This window comes from uncultured Maribacter sp. (assembly GCF_963975365.1).
In the GTDB taxonomy this organism is placed as follows: Bacteria; Bacteroidota; Bacteroidia; order Flavobacteriales; family Flavobacteriaceae; genus Maribacter.
The window spans coordinates 108340-124543 of sequence record NZ_CAXBGF010000004.1; the positions used below are offsets into that span (position 1 = coordinate 108340).

Below are 16204 nucleotides of genomic sequence, written 5' to 3' on the forward strand. Positions count from 1 at the left end.
TCAGATATGATCACAATAGAAAATTTATCAAAAAAATACGGTTCACAAATAGTTTTAAATATTGGAGAATTATCAATCCCTACGGGGCAAAGTTTTGGTTTAGTAGGTAATAATGGTGCGGGCAAGACAACTCTTTTTAGTTTGTTGCTAGATTTAATTCAGCCTACAACGGGTCATATCGTTAATAATGATGTTCAAGTGAACACTAGTGAAGAGTGGAAACCGTTTACTTCCTCTTTTATTGACGAAACTTTTTTAATAGGGTATTTGACCCCCGAAGAGTATTTCTACTTTATCGGTGACTTACGCGGTCAGAACAAAGCAGATGTGGATGCTTTATTGGCTTCTTATCAAGATTTTTTTCATGGTGAGATTTTAGGGCAGAAAAAGTACCTAAGAGATTTATCCAAAGGAAATCAGAAAAAGGCAGGTATTGTAGCTTCTTTTATTGGTAATCCGAAAGTGGTTATTTTAGATGAACCTTTCGCCAATTTAGATCCAACTACCCAGATACGTTTAAAGCAAATCATCAAAGAACTAGCAGAAAAGAAAGATGTTACGGTATTGGTTTCTAGCCACGACCTAATTCATGTTACCGAAGTATGTGAACGTATTGTAGTTTTAAATAAGGGTGAAGTAGTGAAGGACATTCAAACATCGACCGAAACATTAAAAGAATTAGAGGTCTTCTTTGCTGGATAGCGACATTGAATGGTAAAATTTCAGTGTAGTTCATCAACAAATCACTTTTTTGTTCAAAAAATCAAGAAACCGACCCTATGGTCGGTTTTTTAGTAAAGTAAAGAATTTAAAAGACGATGAACTAATAATCGTATCGATTATCGGATAAAATTTGAATAAACCACGTTGGTTTTGAATTGAAATAAACTACCTAGTCGGTTTTTGTGTAATGTTAAAGCCAGCTCAAGTGCATAATACTTAAAAATAAATTCACGTTTTACCGATGAACCGTATAATAATATGGCTGTTTTTAAGTTAAACATACATACGTAGATCATCTATTTTGAACCTTAGAAAAAAACTTATTTTATCCGGTGTTTTGGCAACCATGCTCTTTAATGCATGTTCAACCAAAAAAGATGCCTTAATAAATCGCAAATGGCACGCATTAAATACCAAATACAACACCTTGTACAATGGTAATATCGCATTTGAAGAAGGCCGCAACACTTTAAATGATACCTACCAAGATGACTACTTTGAAGTTTTGCCAGTAGAACGTTTAGAAGTAAGTGGTGAAATAAAACTTGATTCAGAAGACAACAATCCTAATTTTCTTATTGCTGAAGAGAAAGCGACAAAAGCAATTCAGAGGCATAGTATGGATATTAAGGATGAAGAGCGAAACCCTGAAATTGATGAGGCTTTTCTTCTTTTGGGTAAAGCACGTTATTTTGACGAGCGTTACATTCCTGCATTAGAATCTTTTAACTACATACTTAATAAGTACTCTGAAAGCGATAAACTTAACGAAGCCAATATTTGGCGAGAAAAAGTGAACATTCGTTTAGAAAATGAAGATTTAGCGATTAAGAATCTTAAGCGCTTAATGAAGTTAGAGCAATTAAAGGATCAGGAATATGCAGATGCCCGTGCAATGATGGCCCAAGCATATATTAACCTCAATGCTCCGGATACCGCGGTTCAAAATTTAAAAATCGCATCGCACTACACTAAAAAGAATCCTGAAAAGGGAAGGTATTATTATATCATAGGTCAGCTTTATAACCAATTAGGCTATAAAGACAGTGCTAATTATGCTTTTGATAAGGTCATATATTTGAATAGGAAATCGCCAAGGGTTTATATGATTAATGCTGAGATTCAAAAATTAAGGAATACCAAAATTACAATCGATAATAAGGAAGAGGTTCTAGAGTACTTGACTGAAATGGAATTAAATAGGGAGAACAGACCTTTTTTAGATAATATTTTCAGACAGCTGGCAGAGTTTCATTTAGAACAAGAATCTGATAGTTTGGCACTGCTATATTTTAATAAATCGCTTAGGGCTACACAGAATAAACCAAAATTGAACGCCCTTAATTATGAAAATTTGGCCGAGTATAATTTTGATAAAAGTATTTATAAGGCTGCAGGAGGATATTATGATAGCGTGCTTACCAACCTAGTTGAAAACACAAAGAAATATAGGTCTATCAAAAGAAAGCTCGACAATTTAGAAGATGTAATTAAATACGAAGATATTGTTCAGTTTGCCGATAGTGTCATAACACTATATAATATGCCTAAAGATGAGCAATTGGCTTATTTTGGAAAGCATATTGAAAACTTACAAAAAGAGAAAGAAGCAGCCGAGAAGAAAGAGAAAGATAGAATTACTGATGGTTTCGCAGCTTTTAGTAAAAGTAAGGGTGGAAAGGAAAATAAAGGAAAGTTCTACTTTTATAATATAACCAGTTTAGGCTACGGACAAAACGATTTTAAGAACAAGTGGGGTAATCGAGAACTGACAGATGATTGGCGTTGGTCAGATAAATCTAGGGTGAATGTTATAAATGATATTGCTGAAAATACCACAGGTGTAACTGATAGTCTAAGTACGATCGGTGACGATGAAAAATTTTCGCTCGAATATTATATGAATCGGTTACCAACTGATGTAACAGTGATCGATAGCTTAAAGACAGAACGTAATTTCGCTAATTATCAGTTAGGATTGATTTATAAAGAGAAGTTCAACGAAAATTTATTGGCAGCAGGTAAGCTAGAAGATGTATTAGCTTCCAATGCAGAAGAACGATTGATTCTACCCTCTAAATACAATCTGTATAAAATTTATGAAGAGGTCGACAGTCCGTTAAAGAATGCGATGAAGAATGATATCATTACAAAACATTCAGATTCTAGATATGCTGAGATTTTATTGAATCCACAAGCTGTATTGGCCGATAATTCGGATAGTCCTGAAAAGCGATATGAAAATTTATTCAAAAAATTTAAGGATCAGGAATTTTTACAAGTAATTACAGGCGCTGAGGAGAACATCAATAAATTTACTGGGGATCCAATAGTGCCTAAGTTTGAAATGTTAAAAGCGAATGCCATTGGTAGGCTGCAAGGTTTCGAACTGTTTAAAGAGGCTCTTAACTATGTTGCGCTTACGTATCCTAATAATCCCGAAGGTAAAAAGGCAGAACAAATGGTAGCAGAGCAGTTACCAAAATTAGAACCTAAAGAATTTTCGCCAGAGACCGATTCTAAAGGAACCTCTAATTGGAAGGTAGTTTTCCCGTTTAAAAGAAGTAATAATGAAAAGGCTTTAAAATTAATGGAATTATTAGTGAAGTCCATCGAAGATCTTCGTTATAAAAATATCGTATCAAAAGATATTTACAATCTTGAAGATCAATTTGTGGTTGTGCACGGATTTAAATCTAAAGACTTTGCACTTGGTTATGCCGAGCTTCTAAAAAACAATAAGGATTACCGAGTTGCTGATGAGAATTTTGTAGTTTTATCCGAGAACTATAAGATTATACAGGTACATAAAAATATAATCGATTATAGAAATACGCTTTTAACCCAAAACCGTGAATAATGTTTTCAGACAGACAAAAACCTAAGGCTATGAATGAAATAGGTGGACAACCCAACAGAATTGAAAAGAATACCAATATAAAAGGAGATATCATTTCTGAAGCAGATTTTCGTATCGACGGTAAGCTAGATGGTAATGTAAAAACGTCTGGTAAAGTTGTTATCGGTAAAGATGGCTACATACATGGTAAAGTAGAATGTGTAAATGCCGATATTGAAGGTAGCTTCAAAGGTGAGCTTTTGGTATCTGATTTATTGTCTTTAAAAGCATCTGCAGTTATAGAAGGTACAGTAACCGTAAGTAAGTTGGCGGTTGAGCCAGGTGCTACTTTTAATGCTTCTTGTACAATGGGAGGTAAGAAAGGCTCAGGAAACAACACTGGTTTTAAATCATCAAACAACAATGAAACCGCAAAAGCCTCGTGATGACAAGTCCGAACTTTTAAGAACAGCAGCCAGTTTATCAGGTATTGCCATTCAAATGGGTGCTACGATTTTCTTGGGAAATCTTTTAGGAGAATGGTTAGATGTTAAGTTCAAAAAAACATATTTAGAGGATACAGTTACTTTACTTGCCGTATTTTTGTCCATATACTTGGTCATTAAAAAAGTAATGGCCTTAAACAAATAAGGACAATTGCTAAAAAAAATAATTACATATATAGTCGTGTTCCTTTTAATGGGCACGACTTCTTATTTTCTACAGGTTTTTCTAATTGAGGAAAACCAAAATTTTTCTCCGTTACTACAGAAAGCTTATATCTTTCACTGCTGTTTTTCCCTTGTTTTACTTATTGTATTTCAGTTTTTTTCTAAAAGCAATAAACTTTTCGAGCAGTTGGGTTTTATATATATGGGTGTACTAGTTTTTAAGATTATCGTTTTTGCGGGTGTTTTTTATCCACAACTTTTAGGGGAAAATATGTTATCCCGCTATTATAGGGCTTCGCTGTTAATTCCTGTTATCGTATTTTTGCCGCTTGAAGTGATTTTCATTTCAAAAATAATGCAAGGTAAAAAAGCTTAAATTTTAAAGAGCTAAAGTTGCGTAGATTAGGTTAATATTAACTACTTTTGCGCAAAATTTCAAGAGCTTAATTTTTGAAAAAGATATAATGAAGAAAGTTTTAGAAACATTGAAAACGGCAGCACTACTTTTTGTTTTATGTTTTTCCATACAAGGATTTGCATTTTCTGACGAGGACCAAAATCTATCGGTAGATACTAAAGATGAGGTAGGTGCATATATTTTGCATCACATTAAAGATGCTCACGACTTTCATTTGTTTTCGTATACCTCTAATGGTGAGCGTAAACATGTTGGTTTTCCTTTGCCTGTAATCGTATGGTCTAAAAATGGCCTTACAACTTTTATGTCTTCTGCTTTTCATCATGATGATGATGGTAAGGTGGTGGTTGAGGGTAATGGTTCAAGTTTTGTAAAACTTCATAGCAAAATTTACGAATTAGAGTCAGGTGCTTCTCAAGTTGAATTCGATGAAACACATCACGCTACCAATGCACATAGGGTTTTAGATTTCTCTATCACAAAAAGTGTAATGGGTATTTTGCTGGTTGGTTTATTCATGTTAATAGTTTTTGGTTCTTTGGCAAGACAGTATGCTAGTAAAAAAGTACCAACTGGTTTTGGTCGAGTTTTAGAGCCATTAGTACTATATGTTAGAGATGAAATTGCTTTGCCTAACATTGGTGAGAAAAAGTATAGAAAATTCACTGGCTATCTTTTAACAGTGTTCTTTTTTATCTGGATATTGAATTTGTTGGGACTAACACCTTTCGGGTTTAATGTTACGGGTCAGTTAGCGGTAACGGCTGCTTTGGCAATCTTTACTTTAATTATATATACTGTAAGCGGTAACAAAGATTATTGGATGCACATGTTGTGGATGCCAGGTGTACCTGTTCTAATTAGACCGGTATTGGCAGTTATAGAATTGGCAGGGGCATTTGTTATTAAACCGTTTTCATTGTTGGTGCGTTTGTTTGCGAACATATCCGCAGGGCATATTGTGGTAATGAGTTTAATTGCTATTATGTTCACCTTGAAGAATAGTTTAGGTGTTGTTGGTGCAACTGGTCTTTCTTTAGTGTTGTCATTTTTCATCACTTTAATAGAGGTGTTGGTTGCATTCTTACAAGCGTACATATTTACAATGTTATCGGCATTATTTATAGGTATGGCGGTTGCAGAACATGATCACGAACATGAGCATGATGCTCAAGGTCATGATGTGTCAGATGCAGAAGATGTAAGAGGAGATTTTATTTAACGAGAGTTTTTTTAATTTAATTATATAAATCAGTTTATTATGTACAATTTAATCGGAGCAGGTTTAATCGTAATCGGAGCAGGTATTGGACTTGGTCAAATCGGTGGTAAGGCAATGGAAGGTATTGCTCGTCAGCCAGAAGCGACAGGTAAAATTCAAACTGCGATGATTATTATCGCTGCACTTTTGGAAGGTTTGGCATTCGGTGCCTTGTTCTTAGGAAAATAAGAACATAAAAACCAAAGAACATTTTCCTGTAACGGTTGGTTGCAGGAAGTGTTTTTAATTATTGATTTAGTATTATAAAGAAAAAAGTATGGAAACTTTATTGAACGATTTTTCACCAGGTTTGTTTGTTGTACAAACAATTCTATTGCTAGGTTTAATTTTCTTATTAGTAAAATTTGCTTGGAAACCGATTCTAACTTCTTTAAATGAAAGAGAAGCTGGTATAAATGATGCATTGGCCGCTGCTGATAAAGCACGTGCAGACATGCAGAATTTACAAGCAGATAATGAAAAGATGCTTCAAGAAGCTCGTGCTGAACGCGAAACAATGTTGAAGGAAGCACGTGAAATCAAAGAAAAAATGATTTCAGATTCTAAAGAACAAGCGAAAATTGAAGGTGATAAAATGTTGAAGCAGGCGCAAGTTGCTATAGAAAGCGAAAAGAAAGCGGCTGTTGCTGATATTAAAAATCAAGTAGCACAACTATCTGTTGCTATCGCTGAGAAAGTTGTAAAAGAAGAGCTATCTAGCAACGAAAAGCAATTGAAGTTGGTCGATACATTGTTGAGCGATATAAAACTTAACTAAAAAATACAATGAGCGAATCAAGAGCAGCATTACGTTACGCAAAGGCAATATTGGATATGGCCAAGGAAAAGAAAGCCTTGACTGCTGTTGAGAAAGATATGCGTTCGATCGCAGCTACTATTTCCGATAGTAAAGAGTTGAGAGATGTTCTTGCTAGTCCTGTAGTATCTGGTGTATCAAAAAAGAATGCCTTAACAGAAATCTTTAAGGGTAGCGATGCTATTACAGAGGGTTCAATTAGCATGTTGGTTGATAACAAGAGAATTGGAATGCTTAATGAGGTAGCATTAAAATATATCATTCTTAATGAGCAATTGAAAGGAAAAGACGTAGCTTACGTAACTACTGCGGTACCTTTAAATGCTGAAATGGAGAAAATGGTGTTAAAGCAAGTAGCGAACATCACTGGAAACGAGGTAACCATTGAGAATAAAATTGACGCAAGTATCATAGGCGGATTCATCCTAAGAGTTGGAGATTTGCAATATGATGCGAGCATAGCTAATAAGCTAAGTAATATTAAAAGAGAATTTTCGAATAGTCTATAATAACTATATAAGGCTAAGGATGTTTTTCATCCACCGCCTAATATCTTATATCTAATTAAAAATGGCAGGAGTAAAAGCCGCTGAAGTATCAGCAATTTTAAAGAAACAATTATCAGGATTTGATGCTACCGCTACTTTAGACGAAGTAGGTACTGTTTTACAGGTAGGTGATGGTATCGCAAGAATCTACGGACTAGCAAATGCTCAATATGGAGAATTAGTTGAGTTCGAAGGTGGACTTGAAGGTATCGTTTTGAACCTGGAAGAAGATAACGTTGGTGTAGTTCTTTTAGGGCCTTCAAAATCTGTTGGTGAAGGAGATACCGTTAAACGTACGCAACGTATCGCATCTGTTAAGGTTGGTGAAGGAATTGTTGGTCGTGTCGTTGATACCTTAGGTAACCCAATCGATGGTAAAGGACCAATTGCTGGCGATACTTACGAGATGCCATTAGAGCGTAAAGCTCCAGGTGTTATCTATAGAGAACCTGTAACCGAGCCGATGCAATCTGGTATTAAAGCTATTGATGCGATGATCCCAGTTGGTAGAGGGCAAAGAGAGCTTGTTATTGGTGACCGTCAAACTGGTAAGACTACAGTTTGTATCGATACCATTTTGAACCAAAAAGAATTTTACGATGCAGGTGAGCCTGTGTATTGTATATATGTAGCAATCGGCCAGAAAGCCTCAACGGTAGCCGGTATTGCGCAAGTATTGGAAGATAAAGGAGCTATGGCGTATACTACTATTGTAGCGGCAAACGCTTCTGATCCTGCACCAATGCAAGTTTATGCACCGTTTACTGGAGCATCTATTGGAGAGTATTTCCGTGATACTGGTCGTCCAGCTTTAATTATATATGATGATTTATCGAAACAAGCCGTAGCATATCGTGAGGTGTCTCTTTTGTTAAGAAGACCACCAGGACGTGAAGCATACCCAGGTGACGTTTTCTACCTTCACTCTAGATTGTTAGAGCGTGCGGCAAAAGTAATTAATAATGATGCTATTGCAAGAGAAATGAACGATTTGCCAGAGGTGTTAAAACCAATGGTAAAAGGTGGTGGTTCTTTAACGGCATTGCCAATTATTGAAACTCAAGCAGGTGACGTTTCTGCTTATATCCCAACCAACGTAATTTCTATTACTGATGGTCAAATATTCTTAGAGCAAGATTTGTTCAACCAAGGTGTTAGACCAGCTATTAACGTAGGTATTTCTGTATCTCGTGTTGGTGGTAACGCACAGATTAAATCAATGAAGAAAGTGGCAGGTACGTTGAAATTAGATCAAGCCCAGTTCCGTGAGCTAGAGGCGTTCGCGAAATTTGGTTCAGATTTAGATGCTGCTACTTTAAATGTAATTGAAAAAGGACGTAGAAACGTTGAAATATTAAAGCAAGCCCAAAACGATCCTTTTACTGTTGAAGATCAGGTTGCAATTATCTATGCAGGTTCTAAAAACTTGTTAAGAGATGTACCGGTAGAGAAAGTAAAAGAATTTGAACGTGATTACCTAGAGTTTCTAAATGCAAAGCATAGAGACGTTTTAGATACCTTAAAGGCTGGTAAACTTACAGACGAGGTAACAGATACCTTGACTGCTGTTTGTAAAGATCTTTCTGCTAAATATAAGAACTAAAAAAGTACTGAGTACTGAGTAGTGAGTACAAAGTATTAAGATTGCTTAATACTTTGTACTGTTTACTAAATACTGAATAAAATGGCAAACTTAAAGGAAATACGGAATAGGATTTCATCGGTTTCATCAACGATGCAGATAACCAGTGCCATGAAAATGGTTTCAGCTGCTAAATTGAAGAAAGCACAAGACGCCATTACGGCCATGAGACCTTATGCGGATAAACTGACCGAATTACTACAAAATTTAAGCGCTAGTTTAGAAGGTGATTCAGGTAGTGTATATGCCGATAATCGAATTGTAAAAAAGGTTTTGATCGTTTCCATAACTTCAAATAGAGGACTCTGTGGTGCATTCAATACTAATATTTTAAAGCAATCGGTTCATCTTGCTGAAAATGTGCATGCTGGTAAAGAAGTAGATTTTGTAGCTTTTGGTAAAAAGGCAAATGACTTTTTAGGAAAACGCTTTAATGTTATTGCTAATCATAGTGGTGTTTATGATGACTTAACGTTTGATAATGTTGCTGAGATTGCAGAAAGTTTAATGGAGCTTTTTACAAATGGAGCTTATGATCGTATTGAAATTGTGTATAACAAATTTAAAAATGCGGCTACTCAAATTGTAATGACAGAGCAATTCTTACCTATTGTCCCTTTAGAGGTTGAGGGTAGTGTAAGTGCTGACTATACTTTTGAGCCTTCAAAAATTGAAATTATTGAACAATTGATTCCAAAGTCTTTAAAGACTCAATTGTATAAAGGTATTAGAGATTCTTTTGCAAGTGAGCACGGTGCGCGTATGACTGCTATGCATAAGGCAACTGATAACGCTACTGAAATGCGTGATCAATTGAAATTAACATATAATAAAGCAAGACAAGCTGCGATTACCAATGAGATATTAGAGATTGTTGGTGGTGCAGAAGCATTAAATAATTAAGATTCATTGCGGGTTTAGCGAAGTGTTCTTTTGATTATAATGTATATGAATATCTGAAACCCCACAATAATGTGGGGTTTTGTTTTTTTAATACCTTTTTTATCCAACTTTTGTTTCGACCATGAAATCTAATAAAACAGCCTTACTTTTTATTTTTATTACTATTCTAGTTGATGTCATAGGCATTGGTATCATACTTCCTATTATTCCAGATTTGATTATGGAATTGACAGGAGAAGGTAATCACATGGCAATCATTTATGGCATGTGGCTTACCACAGCTTTTGCTGGGATGCAATTTTTATTTTCACCGGTTCTTGGAGAAATTTCTGATAAATTTGGTAGACGTCCTATATTACTTCTCGCGCTTTTTGGTTTGAGTGTTGACTATATGATTCATGCGTGGGCGCCAACAATAGCTTGGCTGTTTTTAGGAAGATTTTTAGCAGGCATTACAGGTGCTAGTTTTACAGTTGCATCTGCCTATATAGCAGATGTCAGTACCAAGGTTAATAAAGCCAAGAACTTCGGATTAATAGGAGCAGCTTTTGGAGTTGGATTTATTATTGGTCCTGGTATTGGTGGTTTTTTCGGTGAAATTGATATCAGATTACCTTTTTATATCGCTGCCGGATTAACATTTGCCAATTTTTTATTTGGTTATTTCTTTGTTCCTGAATCTTTGGCTCCTGAAAATAGAAGGCAAATCAATTATATGAAAATGATTCCTGGCGTTTCTTTAGTAGCGCTACGTAATTATAAAGGACTGTTATTGTTAATTTCTGCTTTTTTCTTAGCAAATTTAGCGGGCCAAGCTTTGCCATCGACTTGGTCATATTATGGTATCGAGCGATATAATTGGAATCCAAGACAGATAGGTATTTCTTTGATGATAATTGGGCTTTTGGTCGCCATTGTACAGGGTTTTCTTGTTGGTGTATTGGTGAGAAAGTTTGGAAAGCGAAAAGTTATTATTTACGGATTTTTACTTTGGACGGTCGGGATGTTTTTATTCTCTTTCGCCAAAGAACCATGGATGCTATATGCCTTCTTGATGCCATACGCATTTGGCGGTATCGCGGGCCCAACGGTACAAGGTGTAATTTCGAATCAAGTTTCAGAAAAGGAACAAGGAATCTTACAAGGATCTATTACAGGCTTGGTTAGTATTACGGCGATTTTGGGCCAACTTATTTTCTCACCGGTATTTTATTATTTTATACGTCCTGAGGGCACCATATATTTTCCGGGCGCTCCATATGCCTTGGCGGCATTATTTTTATTAGCGGCCTTTATTTTAGCATTTACCGCTATAAGACGAATGAATGTTGAGCCAGAATAAAGGTATTACACCAAGATTTATGTTTGCTTAAGAATTAAGTAGTAAATTATAGGAGAATACTAATTTTCAATAATAAGTATACTTACACAAACTAACTTTGTAAACAGGGTTTTAATAGGTACATTTATTGCTTCAATTTAAGGTGTTTGAATCCACTTAAAAAACTTTTTAAACAAACTGCTATTTATGGCTTGGCAACAGTCTTGCCAAGGATGATTTCATTTCTGTTGGTACCTATTTACACCGATGTAATGGCGCCAGGAAAGTACGGTGAAGTAACCCTTATTTTTTCATGGTTCGCGATTTTTAATGTGTTTCTTGCCTATGGTATGGAAACTGCATTTTTCCGCTTTTATAAAGAAGCAGATAACCGTAAAAAAGTGGTGAGCACCTCATTACTTTCTATAATGGGTTCAACATTTCTATTGATACTGATAGGAATTCTTTTTAAAGAAAAACTTTCAAATGCCTTAAACATAGATTTGCCTTTCATGAATTATGTGTTGGGTATTTTGGCATTAGATGCACTAGCAATTATCCCTTTTGCGTGGTTGAGAGCTAACGAGAAACCAATGCGTTATGCTATTGTTAAAATACTTAATGTTTCACTTAATTTAGGGTTTACCCTCTTTTTCTTAATTCTACTACCTAAAATAGCTGATGGAACTGCATCTGGATTTTTGAATTCGATTTACAAACCTGATTATGAAATACCTTATATTTTAATAGCTAACTTAATAGCTAGTGGTATTACGCTACTTCTTATGATTAGGGTATATATACGTCGACCATATGTTTTTGATGCTATTTTATGGAGAAGAATGGTAAGATACGCTATGCCGGTTATGGTTGCTGGTATTGCCTTTACTATTAATGAGGTATTTGACCGTTATTTACTTTCAGAATTATTACCTATAGATATTGCAAAAAGCGAAATGGGTAAGTATTCTGCCTGTTATAAGTTAGCCTTGTTCATGACCTTATTTGCTACAGCTTTCCGAATGGGAATTGAGCCATTTTTCTTTAGTCATTCTGACACTAAAAATCCACAAAAAGCGTATGCTCAAATTACGAATTACTTTGTGGTTTTGGGTAGTTTAATTTTGGTTACTGTAGTTGTTTTCTCCGACGTGCTTAAACAATTTTTAGTATTAAACGATGCATATTGGGAGGCGATGCCAATTGTACCTTTAATTGTATTGGCAAGTTTTTTCTTAGGAATCTACCATAATCTGTCAGTTTGGTACAAAGTAACCGATAAGACGATTTATGGTGCTTATATTTCAATGATAGGGGCTGTTATTACCATAATTATCAATTTTGTTTTTATACCTTACTTTGGATATATGGCATCTGCTGTAGCCACGGTTTCTGCATACGGAACCATGATGTTTTTATCATTTTATTTTGGCCGCATGTATTATCCTATTCCATATAACTTCAGAAAAATTAGCTTTTATTTAGTAGTGTCTATCTTGTTTTCCATCCTTTCATTTTACATTTTTGATAGAAATCTTTTCGTAGGCATACCATTGTTATTGTTGTTCTTTGGCTTGGTTTACAAACTGGAATTTGAAAACTTAAAAAAAATATATTTAAACAGATGAACATTAAAATAATTAATAAGTCCAATCATGATTTGCCTAACTATGAAACCAGTGCCTCTGCAGGTATGGACTTAAGGGCAAATCTTTCAGAACCCATAATACTTGAGCCTTTAGGTAGAGCAATTATACCTACTGGTCTTTTCATAGAACTTCCTGTAGGCATCGAAGCTCAAGTAAGACCAAGAAGTGGGCTTGCTGCTAAAAAAGGGATTACGGTACTTAATGCGCCTGGCACAATTGATGCTGATTATAGAGGTGAAGTAGGGGTCATTTTGGTCAACTTATCTAACGAACCTTTTACTATTGAAAACGGAGAACGTATTGCGCAAATGGTGATTGCCAAGCATGAACGGGCAGAATGGAACCTTGTAAATTCATTGTCTGAAACAGCAAGAGGAGACGGTGGTTTCGGAAGCACTGGTGTCAAATAGTTTATTTTACCCATAATTATACGTTTAAGGGCTATATGAAGAAGTTGTTCTTTTTAGTGATTGGAATTAGTGGATTATTTTCACTGACGACTATCTATGCCCAAGAAGAACAAGACATAGAGGTTGAACAAAGTGCTGAAGTGTTTTTAGAAGAATATTCCGATGCTTTTCAAGAGAATTTTTTCGAAGGATTAAAGCAAATGGGAATTCGAAATTATGATCGAGCTATAACTTACTTTTTAGAATGTAAACGTCTTCAACCTGAAAATACGGTGGTCTCTTTTGAGTTGGCAAAATTTCACCTTTATGACAAACAATTTGAAGTTGCTCAAGAATATGCAATTGAGGCTGTGCAAGGTGAACCAGAAAATTACTGGTATGCAGAAACATTAATAAACATAATTGAATCAAGGAAATCTGTCATAGAAGACATAAAAGATGAATTGCCATTTAATAATTCTGAGTTGAAAAGTAATATAGCGGAGATTTATTTTTTGAAAGGGGATTATGTAACTGCCCAATCTATTTTAAAGCAATTAAAAGTAACTAAGTCTACCGAACGGCTAGAGCAACGAATAAAAGATTCGCTCCAAATACAAAAGGAAAAGATATCATCAATAGCGGTAATCAGCAAGAAAGTACCTAATGAAGCTTTGAATGGAATAGAAGAATACATGTCGAGAATAAATGAGTTGCTAATAGCTAATTTTGATGCGGATAAATTATTAGCTACCTCAGAAGAGGCTATGGAAAATTTTCCTTCACAGCCATTTTTTTATTATGCGAACGGCACTGCCTTAAGCCGTTTACAAAAACACAACGATGCCATAGAAATTTTAGAAACGTCTTTAGATTATTTAATTGACGATATAGCGTTAGAAAATAAAATTTATAAAGAATTGGCAAACGCGTATACCGCAATAAATAATACGTCAAAGGCAAATATGTACCTTAGTAAAATAAAACCAGGTTTTTAAATGATGAAGTTTTTGAAAGGGATTACTATAAAACAGGCATTGTTGATAGTATCAATAATGCTACTGGCTTCGTGTAAAAGTACAAAGGTCGTTACAGGTGGAACCGTTGATGAAAAATTATCCGCGAAATCTGTGATAAAAGCCCATTATCAAAATCAGGCTAATTTCAAAACACTGAATGGTAAAGTAAGGATCAGTTATTCTGATGGAGAATCTTCACAAAATGTTTCGGTCAGTATACGAATGGAAAAAGATAAGGCCATTTGGATGAGTGCTCCATTAGGTATCGTTAAGGCTTATATTACACCCGATCGTGTTTCGTTTTATAACAAACTACAAAACGAATATTTTGATGGAGATTTTTCTTATTTAAGTGAATTATTAGGTACCAAGGTTGATTTCTCAATTCTTCAAAACTTGCTAACTGGACAAGCTATTGTTGATTTAAGACAAGATAAATACGGTATTTATGTTTTAAAAGACTCGTATCAATTAACTCCTAAATTACCAGGAACGTTATATAAATCCTTATTTAGGATTGAGCCAAAAAATTTTAAAATGGCTCTTCAACAACTTTCTCAACCGCTTAAAAACAGGTTATTAGAGATATCGTATGAGAATTATCAAATCTTGGATAAGGAGATACTTCCAAATGAAATAAAAATTAGGGCGATTACCAATGAAGATGAGAATAACATAGCCTTAGAATTTAGGAATATTGAATTAAATGGCGCGGTTAATTTTCCGTATTCCATACCAAAAGGTTTTAAAGAAATAGAACTTTAGTCACATGCGGTTTAAACTACAACATAGCATTCTATTTTTGTTGTTGGTCACTACTATGATATGTTTTGGCCAAACTAGCGAGCAAAAAGCTTTAGAAGAAAAGCGTGAACAACTACAATCTGAGATTAGAGATATCAACCGCCTACTTTTTGCAGAAAAGAAGGAAAAAGGAAATGTTTTAGATCAGATGGAAGCATTGGATAAGAAAATTACAGTGCGTCAACAATTAATACGTGTTACCAACCAACAATCTAATTTGTTGAACAGACAAATCAACACAAATATTAGAAATATTGGAAAGCTAAGACAAGAATTGCAGGAGATAAAGGATGAATATGCCAAGATGATCCAGAAATCGTATCAAAATAAGTCTAAGCAGAATAGATTAATGTTTTTGTTGTCGTCAGAGAGCTTCTTTCAGGCATTTAAGAGGCTTCAGTATATGAAGCAGTATACTGATTATAGAAAAGAGCAAGGTGTGCAGATATTGGCTAAAACAGAAGAACTATCTCGTTTAAACACGGATCTTAACGAAGAGCGAAAAGTAAAGGAAGTGTTGCTGGCCCAAAACAAAAAGGCAAAAGACCAATTGTTCAGCGAAATTCAAACTCAAAAAGCGTTGTTAGGGACTATTCGTAAAAATGAAACTAAATACGCTAGCGCTATTGATGCCAAAAGAAAAGAGGCTCGCAAAATAGATCAGCAAATAGAACGACTTATTAGAAGTGCAATCGCTGCATCTAATAAAAAATCGGGAAGCACTACCAAAAATACAAGCAAGTTTGTTCTAACACCTGAAGCGACCATCATTGCAAATAATTTTTCTGCGAACAAAGGCAAATTAATTTGGCCTGTTGAAAAGGGTATAAAGAGTCAAGGGTTCGGTGTGTATAGTGACCCAGTTTACCCAGGTATAAAACACCAAAGTAACGGCGTAATAATAGCAACAGACGAAGGGTCTAAAGCACGTGCTATTTTTGAAGGTGAGGTCATAGCTATTTTGGCTGTACCAGGAGGAAATAAAGGGGTTCAAATTAAGCATGGTAATTTTATTAGCACCTACTATAACTTATCTGATTTATATGTTAAAAAGGGTGATAAAGTACTTAGTAAAGAGGAGCTCGGCACTGTTTATACCAATCGGAATAATGGTCAAACACGTTTAAAATTTTACCTATATCAAAATACCTCTCGTTTAAATCCTGAAGAGTGGGTGTATAGGCTTTAATTAAAATTAGA

16 protein-coding genes are annotated in these 16204 nt (G+C 35.0%); all 16 read left to right on the plus strand.

Going from position 1 to position 16204, the window contains the following annotated elements; all coding sequences use genetic code 11:
* The first annotated feature begins 6 nt into the window (after positions 1 to 6).
* The 16 genes from AACZ49_RS06625 to AACZ49_RS06700 all read left to right on the plus strand — a co-directional run bounded on the left by AACZ49_RS06625 (position 7) and on the right by AACZ49_RS06700 (position 16193).
* The gene (locus AACZ49_RS06625; protein WP_339652821.1) at positions 7 to 702 is read left to right on the plus strand and encodes an ABC transporter ATP-binding protein; all 696 of its coding nucleotides are present in this window, start codon (positions 7 to 9) and stop codon (positions 700 to 702) included.
* 322 nt (positions 703 to 1024) lie between these two features.
* Entirely contained in the window at positions 1025 to 3583 is a 2559-nt protein-coding gene (locus AACZ49_RS06630) for a hypothetical protein (protein WP_339652823.1), read from the plus strand.
* Positions 3583 to 4008 carry a polymer-forming cytoskeletal protein gene (locus AACZ49_RS06635; RefSeq protein WP_339652825.1) on the plus strand — a complete coding sequence of 142 codons (426 nt, stop codon included), beginning with the start codon at positions 3583 to 3585 and terminating at the stop codon, positions 4006 to 4008. Before AACZ49_RS06630 ends, AACZ49_RS06635 begins: the two co-directional genes overlap by 1 nt.
* Positions 3986 to 4213 (plus strand): AtpZ/AtpI family protein, encoded by a 228-nt coding sequence (locus tag AACZ49_RS06640; protein WP_339652826.1) that lies wholly within the window; start codon positions 3986 to 3988, stop codon positions 4211 to 4213. The genes AACZ49_RS06635 and AACZ49_RS06640 overlap by 23 nt, the downstream gene beginning before the upstream one ends.
* Positions 4214 to 4697: 484 nt before the next feature.
* Positions 4698 to 5873, plus strand: a complete 1176-nt coding sequence (gene atpB, locus AACZ49_RS06645) for a F0F1 ATP synthase subunit A (protein WP_339652828.1) — start codon at positions 4698 to 4700, stop codon at positions 5871 to 5873.
* Positions 5874 to 5912: 39 nt separating this feature from the next.
* Positions 5913 to 6101, plus strand: a complete 189-nt coding sequence (atpE, locus tag AACZ49_RS06650; RefSeq protein ID WP_013993139.1) for an ATP synthase F0 subunit C — start codon at positions 5913 to 5915, stop codon at positions 6099 to 6101.
* Between the two features lie 88 nt (positions 6102 to 6189).
* Positions 6190 to 6690: a F0F1 ATP synthase subunit B gene (locus tag AACZ49_RS06655; protein WP_339652829.1), complete on the plus strand. Its 501-nt coding sequence runs from the start codon at positions 6190 to 6192 to the stop codon at positions 6688 to 6690.
* An 8-nt stretch (positions 6691 to 6698) separates the two neighbouring features.
* On the plus strand, positions 6699 to 7238 hold the full coding sequence (atpH, locus tag AACZ49_RS06660; RefSeq protein WP_339652831.1) for an ATP synthase F1 subunit delta: 540 nt from the start codon (positions 6699 to 6701) through the stop codon (positions 7236 to 7238).
* A gap of 61 nt (positions 7239 to 7299) precedes the next feature.
* Complete coding sequence (atpA, locus tag AACZ49_RS06665) at positions 7300 to 8880, plus strand: F0F1 ATP synthase subunit alpha (RefSeq protein WP_339652833.1); 1581 nt, start codon at positions 7300 to 7302, stop codon at positions 8878 to 8880.
* A gap of 81 nt (positions 8881 to 8961) precedes the next feature.
* Positions 8962 to 9822: an ATP synthase F1 subunit gamma gene (atpG, locus tag AACZ49_RS06670; protein ID WP_339652835.1), complete on the plus strand. Its 861-nt coding sequence runs from the start codon at positions 8962 to 8964 to the stop codon at positions 9820 to 9822.
* A gap of 121 nt (positions 9823 to 9943) precedes the next feature.
* On the plus strand, positions 9944 to 11164 hold the full coding sequence (locus tag AACZ49_RS06675; RefSeq protein WP_339652837.1) for a TCR/Tet family MFS transporter: 1221 nt from the start codon (positions 9944 to 9946) through the stop codon (positions 11162 to 11164).
* Positions 11165 to 11310: 146 nt separating this feature from the next.
* Positions 11311 to 12771, plus strand: a complete 1461-nt coding sequence (locus AACZ49_RS06680) for an oligosaccharide flippase family protein (protein ID WP_339652839.1) — start codon at positions 11311 to 11313, stop codon at positions 12769 to 12771.
* Positions 12768 to 13202: a dUTP diphosphatase gene (gene dut, locus AACZ49_RS06685; RefSeq protein ID WP_339652840.1), complete on the plus strand. Its 435-nt coding sequence runs from the start codon at positions 12768 to 12770 to the stop codon at positions 13200 to 13202. Before AACZ49_RS06680 ends, dut begins: the two co-directional genes overlap by 4 nt.
* Before the next feature lie 35 nt (positions 13203 to 13237).
* Entirely contained in the window at positions 13238 to 14179 is a 942-nt protein-coding gene (locus AACZ49_RS06690; RefSeq protein WP_339652841.1) for a hypothetical protein, read from the plus strand.
* A complete protein-coding gene (locus AACZ49_RS06695; protein WP_339652843.1) occupies positions 14180 to 14965 on the plus strand; it encodes a DUF4292 domain-containing protein in 786 nt (261 codons plus the stop codon).
* A gap of 4 nt (positions 14966 to 14969) precedes the next feature.
* Entirely contained in the window at positions 14970 to 16193 is a 1224-nt protein-coding gene (locus tag AACZ49_RS06700) for a peptidoglycan DD-metalloendopeptidase family protein (RefSeq protein WP_339652845.1), read from the plus strand.
* Positions 16194 to 16204: the final 11 nt, after the last annotated feature.